Raw genomic sequence first — 17,556 nt, 5'->3', positions numbered from 1 at the left:
ATGGAATGGATTCCGCTGGTTGACCTGCAGGCCCAGCAGGCAGAGATTTATGACGACATCAGCGTGGAGATCAAGGACGTCCTGACGTCCGCCTCCTTTATTGGCGGTCCGGCCGTGCGGCACTTTGAGGTTGCGTACGCCGGCTTCACGGGGACGCGACACTGCGTCGGCGTGGGCAACGGCACCGACGCCCTGGAACTCGCCCTGCGCGCCGGCGGCGTGCGGCCCGGGGGAGAGGTGATCCTGCCGGCCAACACGTTCGTGGCCACGGCGGAGGCCGTCGCACGGATTGGCGCCGTCCCCGTGCTGGTGGATGTCGATCCGGTGCATCTGCTGATCGACCCGGACAGGGTGGCCGAGGCCGTGACAGCCAGGACCCAGGCCATCCTGCCGGTCCACCTGTTTGGCCAGCTGGCGCCGATGGCGCAGATCCTGGAAATTGGCTCCTCCTGCGGGGCCGTGGTCATTGAGGACGCAGCCCAGTCGCAGGGCGCACACCGAAACGGCAAGGTGTCCGGGTCGTTCGGCCTCGCCGCGGCAACCAGCTTCTATCCCGGGAAGAACCTGGGCGCTGCAGGGGATGCCGGGGCCGTCACGACCGACGATCCCGACATTGCCGAGCAGGTGCGCATGCTGGGCGGGCACGGCAGCAGCTCCAAGTACGTGCACGACGTGGTGGGCATGAATTCGCGGCTGGACGCCATCCAGGCGGTGGTGCTCAGCGCCAAGCTCAAGCGGCTGCCCCGCTGGAACGGATTGCGCCGCGAGGCGGCGGCCCGCTACGGGAACCTGCTGGCCGGGGTGCCGGGAATCACGCTTCCCATGCCCATGCCGGAGGGAGAAAGCGTGTGGCACCTGTACGTGGTCCAGGTCGACGGCCGGGACAGGGTGCTGGAGGCCATGCATAAGTCCGGAATCGGCGCCGGCATCCACTATCCGACGCCGGTCCACCTGACCAAGGCGTTCTCCTACCTGGGACGCGGCATGGGAGACTTCCCCGTGGCGGAGACCGCCGCCGGGCGCATCCTCACGCTGCCCATCTTCCCGCACGTCACCGCGGAGCAGCAGGAGCGGGTTGTTGCTTCACTGCGGCATGCTGTGGCAGGAGCCTGAAACTTCGTGGCTACGCCTCTTCGTTCCAAGACCCCCGCAGCACCCACGGCGTCGCGGGCATTCATGCTGAGCTTGCTCAACACAGTTGTCTCGCGTTTTGGGACCATTGGAATTGGAATACTGTTGGCGAGAATGCTGGGGCCGGCCCAATTCGGCACCTATGCCATCGCCTTTGTTGCATTGATTGCGATCTTGAGTTTCAACGAACTTGGCGTCAGCCTGGCCATCGTCAGGTGGCCAGCGGATCCGAAGGAAATTGCAGGAACTGTCACCACCATTTCGGTCGTGAGCAGCTTGGCGATTTTTGCCGGAGCCTATGCGATGGCACCACTATTTTGCGCCGCAATGGGTGACCCTGGGGCGACAAGTGTAGTCCGTGTAATCGCCTCCTGTGTTGTTATCAACGGCGCCGTGGCAACACCTGCTGCCTTGATGCAGCGGGACTTTCTTCAGGGGCGGCGCATGTTCATCGACCAGGTGAATGTTTGGCTCGGTGCGATTGTGTCTGTCGTATTGGTCGCCGCCGGAATGGGGGCGATGAGCCTGGCCATGGGACGAGTCTTCGCCAGCCTGGTCGCGGCTGCACTGTTCGTCAAATACTCGCCGTTGCCGGTCAGGTTTGGATTCAACACGCAGAAGCTGAGGCCCCTGCTTGGCTTCGGACTTCCTTTGGCGGGCTCCAGCATCATCGTCTTTGCCGTGGGCTACGCCGACCAGATGGTGGCAGGAAAAATGCTGGGGGCAGTGGTCTTGGGGTTGTATGTTCTTGCCTTTAACCTTGCAGGATGGCCCACGAGCATCTTTTCGCAGCCGCTTCGCGGCGTGGCGCCACCGGTTTTCGCCAAACTCCAGCATGATCCTCCCGCCATGCGGGCGGCAATGCTGTCGATTGTCGCTGTAGTTGCGGCGGCTGTCCTTCCCATCGTTGCCGTGATAGCCGGAGCTGCCGTACCCCTGGTGACATTTGTATACGGCATGGCCTGGGCACCAGCCGCTGTGGCATTGACATGGCTGGCTGCTTTTGCTGCTTTCCGGATCTTCTTTGAACTCGTCTACGACTATCTAGTGGTGCTGGGCATTTCCGGAGCAATCTTCAAAGTCCAGATCATGTGGCTGGTGGTCCTTGTCCCCGCGCTGATTGCTGGCGCTTCGTGGGGTGGGCTGGCCGGTCTGGCCGCTGCGCCCGTGGCCGTCGCGGCCCTTGTTGTTCTCCCCATTTACTTGCGCATGCTCATCAAGCGGGGATTCACCATTGGCGACTTCGCGTCCAGGGTTTGGCTTCCCCTCCTTATCTCGGTGCCTGTGGCATGGCTCAGCTTCATTTTTGCGCAGGGCATGGATTCAGCGCTGTTGGCCGTTGGGGCTGCAACAGCCCTCGGAAGTCTGGCGTTGGCCGCACTGGTCTACACCCGGCGGGGCGATGTCCTTGCCATCCGCAGCTGGGGACGGACCAAGGAGACAGTGAAATGAAGATCGTGACATATCCGCATGACATGGGAATCGGCGGCAGCCAGCTCAATGCAGTGGAATTGGCGGCAGCATTGCAGCGGCGCGGCCATGAGGTGTTGGTATTCGGTCAGCAGGGCCCCCTCGTGGAGAAGGTTTCCGAACTTGGCTTGGAATTCCTTGAATCGCCGGCTGTCCATCGACGGCCGACTCCAGGCGTTGTGAACGCATTGCGCCGATTGGTGAAAACACGGGGCATCGATGTTGTGCACGGCTACGAGTGGCCTCCGTCCCTGGAGGCCGTACTTGCCTGCAGGCCACCGTCCCGTGCGGTTGCGGTCTCCACTGTGCTGTCCATGTCAGTGGCACCATTTATTCCCACCAACGTGCCGCTGCTGGTGGGCACGGAGCAAATATTGGCCAACGAGAAGGCCTTTGGCCGCACACGGGTTGGCTTGCTGGAACCACCAGTAGACACCATCCTCAACGGTCCTGGCCTTGACCTCGGCTTGGCCGCGTTCCGTCAACGCTGGGGGTTGGACCCCGCGGTGTTCACGGTGACAGTGGTGTCGCGGCTGGCCCACGAGATGAAGCTTGAAGGATTACTGGCTGCCATGGGTGCCATCCAACGCCTCAACACCGAATTCCCCGTCCAACTGGTCGTTGTGGGTGCCGGACCGGCAGCAGCGGAAGTCCGTAGGAACGCAGAACACATCAACCACTTGTTGGGCCACCGCCGCATTGTCTTGACCGGCGAATTGCCGGACCCCCGACCGGCCTATGCCACGGCGGATGTTTCATTGGGCATGGGCGGTTCCGCATTACGGGCCATGGCCTTTGAAAAACCATTGGTAGTTCAGGGGGAAAACGGCTATTGGCGGCTTTTGACACCGGAAACGGTATCGGAGTTTATGTGGCAGGGATGGTATGGCTCCGGGCCTGGCAAGGGCGATGCTGTGGAGCGGCTCGCTGGATATCTTCGCACCTTGCACGGAAGCGTCTCACTGCGGCAAAATTTGGGACAGTTTGCCCGCGAAACCGTCTGCAATAGATTCTCATTGGCCGGAGCTGCCGCGAGTTTGGAAGAATTTTATTGTGCGGCCATGATACCGGGCGATGGTGCCGGTGTTCGATTTGGTCGCTCCGTTGAATCACTTCGGCGCTTTGCAGCCTACAAGCTTGCTCGGGTGGTTCCGCGCGCGGGCGGCGGGCCGGCGCGGGATGACTTCAACGCAAGGCCTGTTGCTGCCGCTCTTGTGTCCGGACGTAAGCCATGAACGCGGCGACTGTCATGGTCATGATTGCCGGAAGCCGGTGGACCAACACGCGCGGCACGGATCATCGACTTGCCGAAGCTCTGGCCCAACAAGTTCACGTTTTGTGGGTTGACCCGCCTGTGCCATATGGCATGTCCAAGAATGCGCCGCAGAAACGCATGCCTTGCGGTCACAGCCTCGACTCAGTTGGTCCCGGTCTCATGCGGTTGCAATTTACTGCTCCGCCTGGATTTACCCGCCGAGTCGTGCGAACGGTGGTTCCGCACTTGCGGGCCAAGGCAATTGCCGCTGCAATTCGCTCCCTCGGGGTCAGTACAACTGCGACTTTGGTGCTTTCCCCGCGCGATGAGTTTCCATCCCTCGGCGGCGGCATTCGGGCGCTGCATGTCACTGACGACTGGCCGGCGGGTGCAGGCATGATGGGCTTGTCCCTTCGAGTGGTGCAAGGCACCCTCGTACGGAATATTTCCCGGGCCGACGTCGTCTCGGCCGTCTCACCCCCGCTGGCCTCCGCTGTGACGGGCTTGGGTGCGCGAAATGTCTCGGTACTGCCCAATGGGTGTGCTGCGATTCCCGTTGGTGAAGGAGCCGGCCGCGAGCCTCGGAAAGTAGCCGGCATCATTGGGCAGCTCAATGAGCGGCTCGATTTTGACTTGCTTGATGAGCTGGTGGACAGTGGCATTGCCATCGAGGTCGTCGGCCCGATGACCGCCCGTGCCCACGAAGCGCGGGCAAGATTGAATCGATTCCTTGCTGCAAAAAATGTCACGTGGTTGGGAGAACTCGCTGAACGGGACTTGTGGCCCCGGATGCGGGAAATGTCGGTGGGGTTGACCCCCTATGCCGACAATGTGTTCAACCATGCCAGTTTTCCGGTGAAGACACTTGACTACCTTGCGGTAGGGCTGCCGGTGGTTTCGACCGATCTGCCGGCGACCCGATGGCTGGATACTTCGCTGATCATGACGGCCCAGAGCAACACGGATTTCGTGGCCAAGGTGCGCACAGCCTTGGAGGGCGGCCACAAGGCGGAGGACCACACCGCTCGACAAATTTTTGCCGCCGGGCATTCCTGGGACGCACGGGCAACCCAATTGTTGTCCCTCATCGAGGAGGCGCAACGATGAGCATTGGCGCCGGACCTCGGGCATCGTTGAGGATGCGGCCATGGCGTATGGCAGCCATGGTCGTCGCAATTTTGGCGGTATATGTTCTGGCCGGCGGCACCAGGGAAGATTCTCGACTGGATCCAGGGGCAGGCGGTGCTGATTTGATCCTGCCTAGGATCCCTTGGGAAGGCGGCCCGTCCTATTGGGGAAACTTTGCCAAAGCAGAAAAGGCAGGATGGACCAATCTGTCCTTTTTCCCGATAGTGGCCTGGTATGACAGCGTATCCAACGCCAGCGAAACAGACTTCGACAAATCACTGGGCATCAATACTTATGTTGGAATGCCCGCTACAGTCGATTCGGCGTTGCTCGATGCAGCCGGCATGTACTGGATTGGGGGGCCGCTCAATGCTACATTTACCCCGTCCACGCCGAATTGGGTCGGGTATTTTCTCGACGACGAAGTCGACGGGCGCTTTCCCCCGGCTGAAGGCCGCAGCCATCTGCAGGCGTTGGCTGCCAAGGTTCCCCCCGGATTCTTTTCCTATGCGAACTTCACCTCCATGGTCGTTGAGGGTGACTTGCCCGCAAAGGACTCCGAACAGTATGTCAACGACTATGCCAATGTTGTATCGGTGGACAAATACTGGTACACAATTCCCCAATGCTCGCAGCTGCCGTACCGAAATGTATTAATTTCACCCATCGCCGCGGACCACTGCCGCACAGCATCCAGCTATGGCAAAACAATTACGGCGCTGCGCCAACGGGATGCCTCCGATGGCAAGCTGGCGCCGCTTTGGGCCTTCGTGGAGAACATGACGGGAGCGGACAGGCCCGATACTTTCGGTGCCTACATAACGCCGGAACAGCTGCAGGGAGCCGTATTCAGCTCGATCATCCACGAGGCCCGGGGGATAGTATATTTCAACCAAAGCCTGTCAGGCCCCTGTAAGTCCGGAAATGTGTTTCGAGACGCCCAAGTGGTTCCAGGTTTTTGCGGCGACGCCCAAGTCCAGGCAGTCAAGCGCGTCAACACAATGATTCGGTCGTTGGCGCCAGTAATCAACACCCAATCGTACGAATGGAACTTTGGTGAGGGATTGGACACAATGCTCAAGGTGTACAACGGCAGTACCTATGTTTTCGCAATGCTCGACGGTGCGTCGAATCCTGGCGACCGTTCCTTTAAACTGCCGCCGGGTGTCGGCGGGAAGACGGTTGAGGTCCTGGACGAGGGCCGCGTACTGCCCGTGCAAAGTGATGGACACTTCACAGACCGGTTTGACCATGAATTTAGCTACCACATTTACAAGGTGAAGATATGACGCCAAGTCTTACGCACGTTCTCTTGACCCGTTTCAACCTCCCTACTCCCGGTGTGGAGAGCATGGTGCGGGCGAAGGACGGGTGGCTGCGGGAAAGACAGGAGCTGTTTGAACGCTTTTGCCTGCCAAGTGTCCAAGCGCAGTCCAAAAGCGAATTCAACTGGATTGTGTATTTTGACACGCAGAGTCCGCCATGGCTCAAGGCCCGTGTCGCCGAGTTGGCCATGAGCGGAACCTTTGCCGCCATCTACCGGGATTCGGTCCCACGGACGGACCTTCTGTCCGACATTCGGGAGGTGGCAGGGGACGACACCGATGTCCTGTTGACCACCAATTTGGACAATGACGATGCCGTTGCGCATGACTTCGTCGAGCGCCTTCAGGCCCAAGTGGGCGAGGGCGGCCGCTGCGCGATATACCTCTCGAATGGGCTGATTCGTTCGGGCATGAACCTGTACCGGCGTCATGACCCGCACAATGCATTTGCCTCAGTCAGTGAGAACTGGTCCGGCGCCGTGACCTGCTGGTCCGATTGGCACGACCGGCTGGGCGGATCGATGGACGTTCGCCCAGTCGGGGGAGAACCCGGCTGGCTGCAGGTTGTTCACAATGGCAACGTCAGCAACCGGATCAAGGGCACTTTGGTGGGTCCGGAAAAGTACCTTCGGTTGTTTCCCTGCGGGCTGGACGGTGTTGCGACCCCCACGACCGCCAGTTTGATCGTGGATCGTGGATTTTGGGCACCTTTAAGGGCCGCTCGTGAAATGCCGCGGGCAATTGCAAAGAAAATGATTCTGCTGATAGGAGGAAAGAAAGGTCTCGATCGGATCAAGGTCCTTGTGGCCGGACGGTCACGTGTGTAGAAAGAACACATCGACAAAGAGGAAGGGGCTCAAGAATGCTAGTTCGCGACGTGTTAACGAGTTGTCTGCGGCGATGGTATTTTGTCGTTGTTGGTCTGCTTTTGACTGGTATGGGCACGTATTTCGTTTTCGGCATGGTCTCACCAACCTATGAAGCAGATGCAAGCATGACATTGATACCACCAAAGGTGGCAGTTACGGTGGGTGACAATCCGTATCTCTACCTTGGTGGCCTGGAACAGGCGCTCGGAGTGCTCCAGGTCAAGGTGGCATCACCGGAAGTTTCAGGGCCGCTACTGGAGAAGTATCCGCATTCGCAGCTAACGGTGGCGCCAGATGCCACTACTACAGGTCCCATTATGACCATGACGGTCACCGCGGGATCGCCGGAGGCTGCCATGTCGCTGCTCAACGCCGGCGAGTCACTTGTACCCGCTACGCTCAAGCAATTACAGGTAGCCCAAAATGTTCCTCCTGCTTCCATGATCAGCGTGCTCCAACTGTCTGCAGTCACTGAACCAACAAAGGTTGCCAAGAAGCAGTTGCAAATGACGGTCATGGCCGGCGTTGGTGGTCTCGCTGCAACGTTGTTGTTGACGGGACTGCTCGACAGGCTGATGTCGCGCAAACGTGCGCAACGAACCGCCAAGGGGGTGGACGGCGAATTTACCGCCCTGCTCAGTCATCATTCCAGGACCGACAATGCTGTCACGGTCGCGCCTGACGTGACGCCTGAGCTGCAGACAAGAAAGCTGCGCATTCCCGCAGGTGACGTTCGTCCGTGAGCAACCGGTCATCGCCATCAGTGGTGTCCATTGAGCCGATGCCTGAAGCCGCCAGGTCGGCTTCCAGGCTCCGGGGACCTGACGCTGCCTCGGTGCTGACAACTTATCTTGTCCTGCTTCTGGTGATACCCTCTGACCGAGGGATTGGTCCGTTGGGCGCGGCGGGATCGCCATCAACCCTCTTTGGTCTTGGAATGCTGTTGTGGTGGGTGTGGCACCACCTGCGCACACCCCGAACTCCGGGGCTGCACCGCAGCCAGCCGGTCCGCATTGCTTTGTATGTCTTCGTGTTGAGCGTTTTAGCCAGCTATGTAGTGTCGACGTTGTCAGTGTTGCCGTTTGTCGATTCAAACGCTTCAAATATGCAACTTCTCAGTGTGGCCTCATATGCAGGAGTGGTACTGGTTGGCGTCGATGGGCTGCGCGATCGCGAACGCTTCCTGGCGGTCCTTCGACGAATCGCTTTTCTGGGAGGCTGCTATGCAGTGCTCGGATTTGCCCAGTTCATGACGGGGCACAATTTTGTCGACATGGTCCCCATTCCTGGCCTCTCTTCCGGAGGGGCCGAAGGAATTGACACCCGGGGCGGCTTTGTCCGTCCGGAGGCAACAGCCCGCCATACCCTGGAATATGCCGCAGTCTTGTCGATGATTCTCCCCTTGGCATTGACCCTTGGAATCAGCGACCGAGCGCTCATGCGCTTGAAGCGCTGGTTCCCCGCGGTGGCGATTCTCATGGCAGCCCTGGTTTCCGTGACTCGCTCGGCCTTGTTGGGCGTCGTGGCATCACTGGTCCTCCTCGTCCCGACATGGAAGCGGTCGTTTCGAATTCGTGCGATGTGGGTTGGAGGGCTAGGCCTGGTGGCCATGTATTTTCTGGTACCGGGACTCGCCGGTACTCTTTTGGGCATGTTTTCCGGCGGGGATCCGTCCGTGGCATCACGCACCGACAGCTACGCAGTCGTGGGCAGCTATTTGTCCATTTCACCCTGGTTCGGCAGGGGCGCAGGTACACTCGGGCCTTCCTACCGCATCTTTGACAATCAATACATAGGGCTGTTGATCGAGACCGGCATTATTGGGCTTGCCGCCTTTCTGGGGGTCGTGCTCACAGCCATCGTGACAACGCTATTTCGGCGCCGTCACGGGACGGATCCCGTGCTTGATGCACTTGGTCCGGCACTGGCAGGAGCCGTCCTGGCTGGCGCCTTGCTCTGTGCGTTTTTCGACGCATTTCACTTCCCGCAGGCCGTCGGGATGTTGTTTCTTGCGATCGGACTTTGCGGCGCGCACTGGAACCTGCAGTCGCCAGAGGAAATGGTCCAAGGGCCCGGGCGCACCACGGGCGGGGACGGCCGCGGCGTTCGGCGTGCGGGAGCAATAATGCGACGCAGGTGGTATGTAGCAACAGTCGTCTTATTGCTGGCCATTCCCGCGACAGTCTTGGCATGGTCCGTCCCGGGTGTCTACTACGCAGAATTTGACTTGCATTTTGTCGCTCCCGCCGGTGCGACAAAGCACAACCCGCTCCGAACGGAGCCTTCTTCCGTGGTCAAATATGCGGCATTGGTGGAGCGCATGTACGTGTCCGAACATCCGAATGCGCCCATACTGCCCACTCGCGCGCCCCTTTACGGTACCGGATTGCGTGATGCGCAAGCAGTTTATTTACCCAATGCGGGCGGCCAATGGCAAACCAATTTTAACCGTCCGACCGTCACCGTGGAAATTGTCAAACAAAATCGAGACGACGTGATGGCCGCCGCGGAGGAAATTACCAAAGGTATCTCCGCCATCGCCATCGAGAATCAGAAGGAACTAGGTGTCTGGTCCAAATCCCAGATAACAGTTCAGCCCGATGCGGTCGGAGTTGCCTACCTGTCGGCACGGGGCAAATACGCCGTAGTCGGAGCCGGCCTGCTGGCGCTGGGACTATCGGTGGGGGCGGCCTTCCTCTTTGATACGATTGCTGCCCATGCCAGGGCCCGACTGCATCGCATCCATAAGGGGCGGCGTTCCAGCCGGCAGGTTCGTGTTCCAGGGAGCAAGGCCTCGGGCTAGACGTCAAATGCGGATGGCCGTGGGGCGGTGATTTGGCCACCAACCAATCACCCCCCCACGGCCGCCCGCTGAGATTCTAATTACCCAATCTTATAAATGTGGTAACTGGATTCACTCGGGAAGGAATCCGTGAATTTGCCCTTGGCATCAACCGATATTGTCCGGTTCTCGTCTACTACCTGGACGGACGATGCCTTGATGTCCGCCGGAAGCTGGAAGGTGCGGCCTCCAGGAGAAGAATTCCCGTCCACCATGGCGAATATGTATGCAGCGCCATTATAGGTCTTGAGCATGGTGTCAAGCCCCGTCCCAAACGAATACTTGTAGGACTGGGTGTTCAATACCGGCGCCAACGCCCGGATCTGCGCGTTCACCTGGGTGGCAGCGGCAACCTGGGCATTTCCGCAGAAGCTCGGTGTGACCTGCGACTGGCGAATGATATTGCTCGACTGGCAGGGTCCGGAGAGACTCTGGTTGAAGTACACCAGCCCGCGTGCCTCATTAATGATGGAATCCATGACGGAACCCTTGAGTTGCGCAGGCGTGACGTTGGCCGTGAAAGGACCCCCGCCGGGGCCGCCGTTCATCAACTCGACGAATTGCCACGGGGACTGCAATTTGCCATCAGCAGCATCTTGCTTGCGCAATGACGCCATCGTTTTGCCGTAGCTTGAAGCAGTTCGGCAGTTGGCCTGTGTCACCGGCGTGATGTAGTTCTGTCGGAAGGGGGTCCAGCTGCAGAACGGGACTGTGTACCAGTACATGTCCAAAGAGACGGCATCCGTGTAGTTGTTTACATATGCCTGGGCATCAGCCTGGTTCATGTCGCCACTCATGACCATCTGGGTGAAGTTGGCGTAGTTGAAGCGGCCGTTGCCTTTGCTTGCGTCCACAAGCGCCTGCAGGTGCTTGCGGCCTTCAGCGGGGGTGAACCGACCGTCGACCTCGTCGTCAAGAAAGTTTCCAACCCAGTTTGTGCTGGAATCGGTGAAGCTGCTGTTCAGCTTGCCGCCAATCCAGAATTGATTGTTGTCCTTGAACAGGCTGTAGGGTGTGGACGCATCCATGCCAATATAGGTGTTGATGCCCACCTTCTTGTCATATTGGGCTTCGGCGTTCGTGCTCATGCCGTCGTACCAAGCAACAATCGGGAAGAAGCTCGGATCGGACCAACCGGCTGCATTGGCTTTGGGGAACTGCTTCCAGTATGCCGAACCGCCTTCCCATGGAATTCTGGGAAGGTTGAGGGTCCCGGGCACACTCGATGCACCTGCGGGTGCCGTCGTGGGCGTCCCGGTGGGCGCTGTCGTCGGTGCTGTCGTCGGCGCTGTCGTCGGTGCCGTCGAGGGCGTCCCGGTCGGCGCTGTCGTTGGCGCTGTCGTTGGTGCCGTCGTGGGCGCGGTCGTCGGTTTGGGTGCGGTGACAGGGGTGGGCGTCGCCGTCCCCGAGCCGGGAGTGAACACTACGTCGACGTAGTAGTTGGAATTCTTGTAGGTGTTCGTCGGGAACCTGCCGCCATTGCCGTACGCGTAAACGCCGCCGGCCGACGGAATGGTAAGGGGGCCGTGGGTCTTGGCTTTCGAGAGTCCCTGTTCGTCCGCCGAGTATGCGCCGTGCGGGGCCACATAGGAGGCCACATAATTTTGGCCCTTCTTGATGGCCACAGGTGAAGACAGGGAAACGGTCAGCCATCCGCTCTTGGATTCCTTTGACGGCTCCATGACCGCCGAGGACAGTTTCTTGCCGGCACCGCTCCAGAGCGTGACCGGGTGGGGGCCGGTATTTTGCGGTCCCTTGTAGAAGCGAATTGCAGATACTTTTCCGTCGACTGAGCTCGAGAAGCGTGCTCCCAATTCAACGGAGACCCTGTCGGGGTCAGTGACGGTTCTGGGAGTCACAGACGAAAGGATGGTGACCGACGAAGCCTTCGCCGACGCCGGCGCAGGTGCCGATATCGTGGCAGCCACCGCAAAGGCGGGAAGAAGCAACGCCAGGGTGGAGACACCGGCAATCGCCACCAGTGGCCGTCGAAGGGCGGACATTCGTCGGACTGCCGGCTTTGCCGGACCATGTAACGGACGGTAATTTTGCATAGGGGCATTCCTGGGTGTGTGATGAGCTGAGACCTACAAAACCTTCCCCGAGATGAAATCGTAACATGATTGCGTTTTCATAACGGCGCTGGGTGGTGTCGAGACACCACTTTCCAGCCGACTGGCAGGCTCCTACACGCGACTGCTGTTGTCGCGTTCCCAGCCTTTGAGGGCGTGTGATGCTTGCATGCTCCGCAGCTTTCCAATGACGGCAAAGCTGCCGTAAACCAATGCATCAACGCCGCTCCGAGGTCCACGGACGCTGGCCAGCAACGGACGCAAAGTAGATTCTGCCTTGAGATTCCCGGACAGTTCACGGTTTCCGCGGTAGATGCGGTTCAGGGTCAGTAGCAGGGAACCCGCCGTTGTGGGCGTGCGCACCACGGCCGGCGTGGTCGGAATTACGGACTTCTCGGCCGCTGAGAAGAGGGAGTCGACAAACGCGTCATCGCCGGTAACGGCGGGGAATTGGTCAAAGCGCCCATGCCCCGCTTCGGTGAGGGCGTAGGCGCCCGCGCCCCATAGGTGATTGTGCAGCTGCGGGATCCGGTTGCGAGCGCGATAGTATGCCCGGACCCAAAAGTCAGCGTCGGTGGTTTCGTACCGGTACTCCGGGCGGGCCGCGAGAGGGCCGGTGACTCCCATCGCATCGAAAAGTTCGCCTACGGCCTCCGCCGTCACTTCTATGTCGGCATCCAAATACAAGCGCGGCCAACGGGTGGCAGCAGCATCTGCTGCATTCAGTGCGGCCACTTTGGAAGGTGCGCTGAGGTCCAGGACCTTGACGCCGGGGAAGGACCTGGCGATTTCCGCGGTTGCATCCGTGCAGCCGTTGCATGCCACGATTACTTCCAGGACGCCGGATGCGGCCAGGGTTGCCAGTGGTGCCAGGGTCCTGGCAATGACAGAGGCTTCATCGTGGGCGGGGATGATGACGCTCCCTGACGGAAAACCGTCTGCAGTTGCTGTAGGCCTTGACGCGGCGGGAACGCACTGCGGCAACAGGCTCCAATCTTCCAATCCCATTAGGGCCGCAGCCGCACGTCGTTGCCCCGGTTGCCAAATGCGGGCCACCGCGCCAGCGGCCCTAATGGCACGGACCGCGATTGCATAGGGTTTTGAGTGGTGCCGGGCCGCGTAGCGCACCTTGTTGACTTCCAAAAGCGCAGTGAGCTTGGCGGAGGACCCCGATCCGCCCCGGGAGTGCCGCATGATTGCCTGGGGTTCGAACCAAATTGAGCCACCGAGTTGTCGGAGACGCCGACAGTAGTCCGTTTCTTCCGAGTACAGAAAATACTTCTCGTCCCAGGGGCCCACCGATGCAGCTGTGTCTGCCCGGACGAGGATGGCGGCTCCCGTCGCCCAGTCGACCCGATGAGGATGCTGGTAGCTTTCGGCGTCAGCGTCGGTCTCCGACAACCAGCTCGGGCGGGACGGCACGTGTGAACCGAAGGCCGCATCACCTAGATGTCGGCCCAATGTCGGCTCGCGCCGCAGTGAATGATAGGTGCTTCCGTCGTCGTCTTGCAGCCGGGGGACGACGGCGCAGGCCTTGGACTCGTAAAGCCGGGCCAGCATGGTCTTGATTGCCCCGCGCTCGACGGCCAAGTCGGGGTTAAGGATCAGCAGGGTGTCCGTGCTTCCCGCCTTGGTGGCGGCAACGTTGATGCCTCCGGCATACCCGAGGTTCCCTCCGGTCGAGAGGCTGGTGATGTCTTTGTGCGCCTCCAGCGCCATCAAGGTGCCGTTGGACGGGGAGTTGTCGACCACGACGACGCGAATCGTCTGATCGTACGTTTCGGCTCTGAGAGTGGACACCAGCCGGGTGATGTCGCGGTCGTTGTTGTAGGTGACGACCAGGACGGTAACGGCAACGTGTTTGTCCGGGCCGCTAAATACCCCCGGGGTCAGCGGAGTTTTCAAGTCCGGCACCGTCGAGGGCAAATCGGTTTCGAGGGCGGCCGGTCGTACGGCCGGCCGGTCGCGGCGCACGGCAAGATAGGCGACTGGGCCATCCACCAGATAGCGACGGCCCATTCGGACGGGTTCCTTGGACAGGCGCCAAGCCCATTCCAGGCCGTGCTTGCTGACCCACTGTGGTGCCCTCGCCACACGCCCGGCAAGAAAGTCGACGGCCGCTCCGAATCCCAGCAGTGCACCGGCGCCGGTCAGATGTCCATAGCGGGCCATCCACAGTTCCTGACGCGGCTTGCCCAGGCCCACCAACAAAAGTTGGGTATTCGCTGCCCTGATGTCTTCGGCCAGAGCGATGGACCTGTCCGGATCAGAGATGGCACTTCGCTCGGGGGCCCACCAGCCGGAGACCGCCAGATCGGGTCGCGCCCGGGCCAGTGTCGCCTTGAGCTGCTCGTGGGTTTCTGTAGTGCCGCCGAGAAAGCCAACCCGCACACCGTGGCGCTCAGCATCGTCCAAAAGGGGATTGATGATGTCACTGCCGGCCAGCCTCGGCCAGATCCGCCCGGTTTTGCGAGCCGTCTGTGCGACGAGGGGCGCGCCATCAAGCAGGTAGAGAAAATCCTTGCCGTCAAGCGTCCCGTGCCAGCGCTGGCCTGGACCAAAATGATGGACATGGTCCAGATTGACCGACACGACGCCCAGGGGCGTGCCGGAGGCCGCGCGGGCCCGCGACGATATTGTCGCAACGGCCTCGTTCAATTCAAGCAGGTCCACGTCTATCCCACTCAGCGATATCCTGCCATGGCTCCCCGGGTTCATGCTCATACGGTACCTTCACGGTGGGCGAAATGGGCGGCGCAACCTATTCTGGGGATGCGCCGAAGTAACAATCGAGCATTTAGCCTCATGATGGGCAACGAGGCAACGATCATCCCGCCAGCCTCCCCGCCACCTGCTGCACCACATGTTCGGCAATCGCCATGGACGACGTCGCCCCCGGGGACGGGGCGTTGCGCACGTGCAGGATCCGCCGGGTGCCGGTGATGACAAAGTCGTCCACCAGGCCGCCGTCGGCGTTCATCGCCTGGGCGCGGATGCCCCGGTGGCCGGGAACGACGTCGGCCACGGCCAGCTCCGGCACATAGGCCCTCGCCGCACCAACAAAGGCGCGCCTGCTCAGCACGGTGCGCACCTCGCGGACCGCGGCAGGCACGTTCCCGGCGGCGAAGCGCCAGAATCCGGGGAAGCCTGCCACCTCGGCCAGGTCGGAAGGGGAGAACTGCAGGCCGCGGTAGGCCTCACGCCCGCCGGCCAGGAAGGCATTGGGACCCACCATGACAGCCCCGTCCACTCGCCTGGTCAGGTGCACGCCCAGAAACGGGTAGCGGGGATCGGGGACCGGGTAGATGAGTCCGTTGACCAGCCCGCTCCGTTCGGGCCGCAGCAGGAAGTACTCGCCGAAGAACGGCACAATCCGCGGCTCGCGGGCGTCCCCTGAGTTCTTTGCCAACCGGTCCGACTGCAGCCCGGCGCAGTTGATGACAAGGTCAAAGTCCTCCAGCCCGGCGTCCAGTTCAACGCGCACCCCCGTGCCGGTCTCCGCCAATGCCTGGACCCGGCTGCCGAGCCGGACAACCCCGCCGGCCTCGGTGAACTCGCTGGCCAGCGCCGCAGTGACGGCCCGGTAGTCGGTGATGGCGGTCGTGGGGGAGTGGAGGGCGGCGACCCCCACGGCGTGCGGCTCTATGTCGGCCAGCTCGCTGCCGTCAACCATCCGGACGCCCGGGACCCCGTTGGCGACGGCGCGCTTGAAGATGGCGCGCAGCCGCTCCAGTTCCGCCGCGTCCCGTGCCACCACCACCTTCCCGCATTCCTCAAACGGGACGTCGCGCCGCGCCGCAAGATCCCGCAGCAGGCCCACGCCCCGTCGGCAAAGCGTGGCCTTCAGGCCGCCGGGCTCGTAGTAGAGGCCGGCATGGACCACCCCGCTGTTGTGCCCCGTCTGGTGGAAGGACAGCTCCGCCTCCTTCTCAAACAAGGTCACTTCCGACGCCGTTCCGCCCAGCAGCAGCTCCCTCGCCACGGCGGTGCCGATGATCCCCCCGCCGACGACGGCGGCCTTGGCCCCCGTCACGGTTCCCGCCGTGCGTTGAGGTGCTGGGCGAGGCGTTGCTGGGCGGGGGGCGGGGTGTAGCCGGTGTCTTGGAGTTTGCTGAGGTTGAGGGTGCTGTGGGTGGGGCGTGGCGCGGCATTGGGTTTGTCGGCGAAGTATCGGGCGGCGGGGATGCCGGTGACCATGGTGCGGGGGTGGCCGAGGAGTTCATAGGTGTCGGCGGCGATGTCGGCCCAGGTTTGGACGGGGCCGGTGTTGGAGACGTTGTAGGTGCCGTGGGGCGCGCCGGTGGTCAGGAGGTGGTGGATGGCGGCGGCGAGGTCCTCGGTGAAGGTCAGCCGGCCGTGCTGGTCGTTGACGACCTGGGGCTCGATGCCGCGGGCGGCGAGGGCGGCCATGGTGTTGACGAAGTTGCTGCCCTCGCCGATGACCCAGCTGGTGCGCAGGAGGTAGTGGCGCGGCGTGGTCGCCGCGGCGGTGTCCCCGGCGGCCTTGGACTGGCCATAGACGCCCAGGGGGGAGAGGGGTTCGTCCTCGCCGTGGACCTTTACGGTGCCGTCGAAGACGTAGTCGCTGGAGAGCTGGACCAGGGTGGTGCGGTGTTCGGTGCAGGCCCGAGCCAGCATGGTGACGGCGGTGGCGTTCACGGCCCAGGCAGCGGCGCGCCCGGCGGGGGTTTCGGCGGCGTCCACGGAGGTGTACGCGGCGGCGTTGATGACGGTGTCATAGCGGGAGAAATCAATCCCGGCGAAGGGATCCGGGGCGGCGAGGTCCAGTTCGGTGCGGGTGAGGAAGTCCACGCCCGCCTCCCCGCGGTAGAGCCCCTGCAGGGCGCGGCCGAGCTGGCCGTTGGCGCCCAGGACCAGGGTGCGTTTCCCGTGCACGGGGTCCACCCCGGACAGGCGGGGGTGGGCGCGGTCCTTCGCGGAGACCTCGGCGCCCTCCAGCGGGATGGGCCAGGGGATGTTCACGGTCTCGTCGGCCAGGTTCAGGAAGGTGTACTTGGCCTTGGGGGACCAGTGGTCGTTGACGAGGTAGCTGTAGGCCGTGTTGTCCTGCAGGGTTTGGAAGGCGTTGCCGACCCCGGCCGGGACGAAGACGGCGGTGGAGGGGTCGATCACGGCGGTGAACACGGCCCCGAAGGAGTCCCCGGCGCGCAGGTCCACCCAGGCGCCGAACACGGACCCGGTGGCGACGGAGATGAACTTGTCCCACGGCTCGGCATGGATGCCCCGGGTGGTGCCGGCCGTTTCGTTGAAGGAGATGTTGTTTTGCACCGGCCCGAAATCCGGCAGCCCGGCGGCCGCCATCTTCTCCCGCTGCCAGTTCTCCTTGAACCAGCCCCGGCTGTCCCCGTGCACGGGCAGGTCAAACAGCAGGACGCCGGGAATCGGGGTGGGCCGGGCGGCCAGGGCCTTGCCGAACACCGGCCCCGCGGCGGGGGCGCCGCCC

Annotated in this window: 12 protein-coding genes; 8 read left to right on the top strand and 4 right to left on the bottom strand. The window is 61.9% G+C overall.

Annotated elements, in window-relative coordinates:
* The 8 genes from G6034_RS05685 (at window position 1) to G6034_RS05650 (ending at window position 9,981) form a co-directional block, all read left to right on the top strand.
* Window positions 1-1,113, top strand: coding sequence for a DegT/DnrJ/EryC1/StrS family aminotransferase (locus G6034_RS05685; RefSeq protein WP_176634131.1), 1,113 nt, complete (start codon window positions 1-3; stop codon window positions 1,111-1,113).
* 63 nt (window positions 1,114-1,176) lie between these two features.
* Window positions 1,177-2,583, top strand: coding sequence for an oligosaccharide flippase family protein (locus G6034_RS05680; RefSeq protein WP_176634130.1), 1,407 nt, complete (start codon window positions 1,177-1,179; stop codon window positions 2,581-2,583).
* A complete protein-coding gene (locus G6034_RS05675) occupies window positions 2,580-3,836 on the top strand; it encodes a glycosyltransferase (RefSeq protein ID WP_176634129.1) in 1,257 nt (418 codons plus the stop codon). Before G6034_RS05680 ends, G6034_RS05675 begins: the two co-directional genes overlap by 4 nt.
* On the top strand, window positions 3,833-4,963 hold the full coding sequence (locus G6034_RS05670) for a glycosyltransferase (RefSeq protein ID WP_176634128.1): 1,131 nt from the start codon (window positions 3,833-3,835) through the stop codon (window positions 4,961-4,963). Before G6034_RS05675 ends, G6034_RS05670 begins: the two co-directional genes overlap by 4 nt.
* A 47-nt stretch (window positions 4,964-5,010) precedes the next feature.
* Window positions 5,011-6,273, top strand: a complete 1,263-nt coding sequence (locus G6034_RS05665; protein ID WP_176634127.1) for a hypothetical protein — start codon at window positions 5,011-5,013, stop codon at window positions 6,271-6,273.
* A gap of 23 nt (window positions 6,274-6,296) precedes the next feature.
* The gene (locus G6034_RS05660; RefSeq protein ID WP_246295324.1) at window positions 6,297-7,136 is read left to right on the top strand and encodes a glycosyltransferase; all 840 of its coding nucleotides are present in this window, start codon (window positions 6,297-6,299) and stop codon (window positions 7,134-7,136) included.
* Between the two features lie 35 nt (window positions 7,137-7,171).
* Entirely contained in the window at window positions 7,172-7,921 is a 750-nt protein-coding gene (locus G6034_RS05655; RefSeq protein ID WP_176634125.1) for a YveK family protein, read from the top strand.
* 152 nt (window positions 7,922-8,073) lie between these two features.
* Window positions 8,074-9,981, top strand: a complete 1,908-nt coding sequence (locus tag G6034_RS05650; RefSeq protein WP_218063617.1) for an O-antigen ligase family protein — start codon at window positions 8,074-8,076, stop codon at window positions 9,979-9,981.
* A gap of 80 nt (window positions 9,982-10,061) precedes the next feature.
* Here G6034_RS05650 and G6034_RS05645 read toward each other — a convergent pair whose 3' ends face one another.
* From G6034_RS05645 to G6034_RS05630, 4 genes are all read right to left on the bottom strand, one after another.
* Window positions 10,062-11,999, bottom strand: a complete 1,938-nt coding sequence (locus tag G6034_RS05645) for a DUF4082 domain-containing protein (protein WP_176634123.1) — start codon at window positions 11,997-11,999, stop codon at window positions 10,062-10,064.
* Window positions 12,000-12,206: 207 nt separating this feature from the next.
* Entirely contained in the window at window positions 12,207-14,816 is a 2,610-nt protein-coding gene (locus G6034_RS05640; RefSeq protein ID WP_176634122.1) for a WecB/TagA/CpsF family glycosyltransferase, read from the bottom strand.
* A gap of 103 nt (window positions 14,817-14,919) precedes the next feature.
* Entirely contained in the window at window positions 14,920-16,125 is a 1,206-nt protein-coding gene (gene lhgO / locus G6034_RS05635) for an L-2-hydroxyglutarate oxidase (RefSeq protein ID WP_176634121.1), read from the bottom strand.
* Complete coding sequence (locus G6034_RS05630; RefSeq protein ID WP_176634214.1) at window positions 16,122-17,531, bottom strand: sugar nucleotide-binding protein; 1,410 nt, start codon at window positions 17,529-17,531, stop codon at window positions 16,122-16,124. The genes lhgO and G6034_RS05630 overlap by 4 nt, the downstream gene beginning before the upstream one ends.
* Between the last annotated feature and the right edge of the window lie 25 nt (window positions 17,532-17,556).

Source organism: Arthrobacter wenxiniae (assembly GCF_013376105.1).
Taxonomy (GTDB): domain Bacteria; phylum Actinomycetota; class Actinomycetes; order Actinomycetales; family Micrococcaceae; genus Specibacter; species Specibacter wenxiniae.
This window is presented reverse-complemented; position numbering and strand designations above follow the sequence as displayed.

Bases quoted from the DNA above. Each gene is read 5' to 3' on its own strand.
- G6034_RS05685 (WP_176634131.1), top strand. From the start codon at position 1: ATGGAATGGATTCCGCTGGTTGACCTGCAGGCCCAGCAGGCAGAGATT.
- G6034_RS05670 (WP_176634128.1), top strand. From the start codon at position 3,833: ATGAACGCGGCGACTGTCATGGTCATGATTGCCGGAAGCCGGTGGACC.
- G6034_RS05640 (WP_176634122.1), bottom strand. From the start codon at position 14,816: ATGAGCATGAACCCGGGGAGCCATGGCAGGATATCGCTGAGTGGGATA.
- G6034_RS05665 (WP_176634127.1), top strand. From the start codon at position 5,011: ATGGCAGCCATGGTCGTCGCAATTTTGGCGGTATATGTTCTGGCCGGC.
- G6034_RS05675 (WP_176634129.1), top strand. From the start codon at position 2,580: ATGAAGATCGTGACATATCCGCATGACATGGGAATCGGCGGCAGCCAG.
- G6034_RS05680 (WP_176634130.1), top strand. From the start codon at position 1,177: ATGCTGAGCTTGCTCAACACAGTTGTCTCGCGTTTTGGGACCATTGGA.
- G6034_RS05655 (WP_176634125.1), top strand. From the start codon at position 7,172: ATGCTAGTTCGCGACGTGTTAACGAGTTGTCTGCGGCGATGGTATTTT.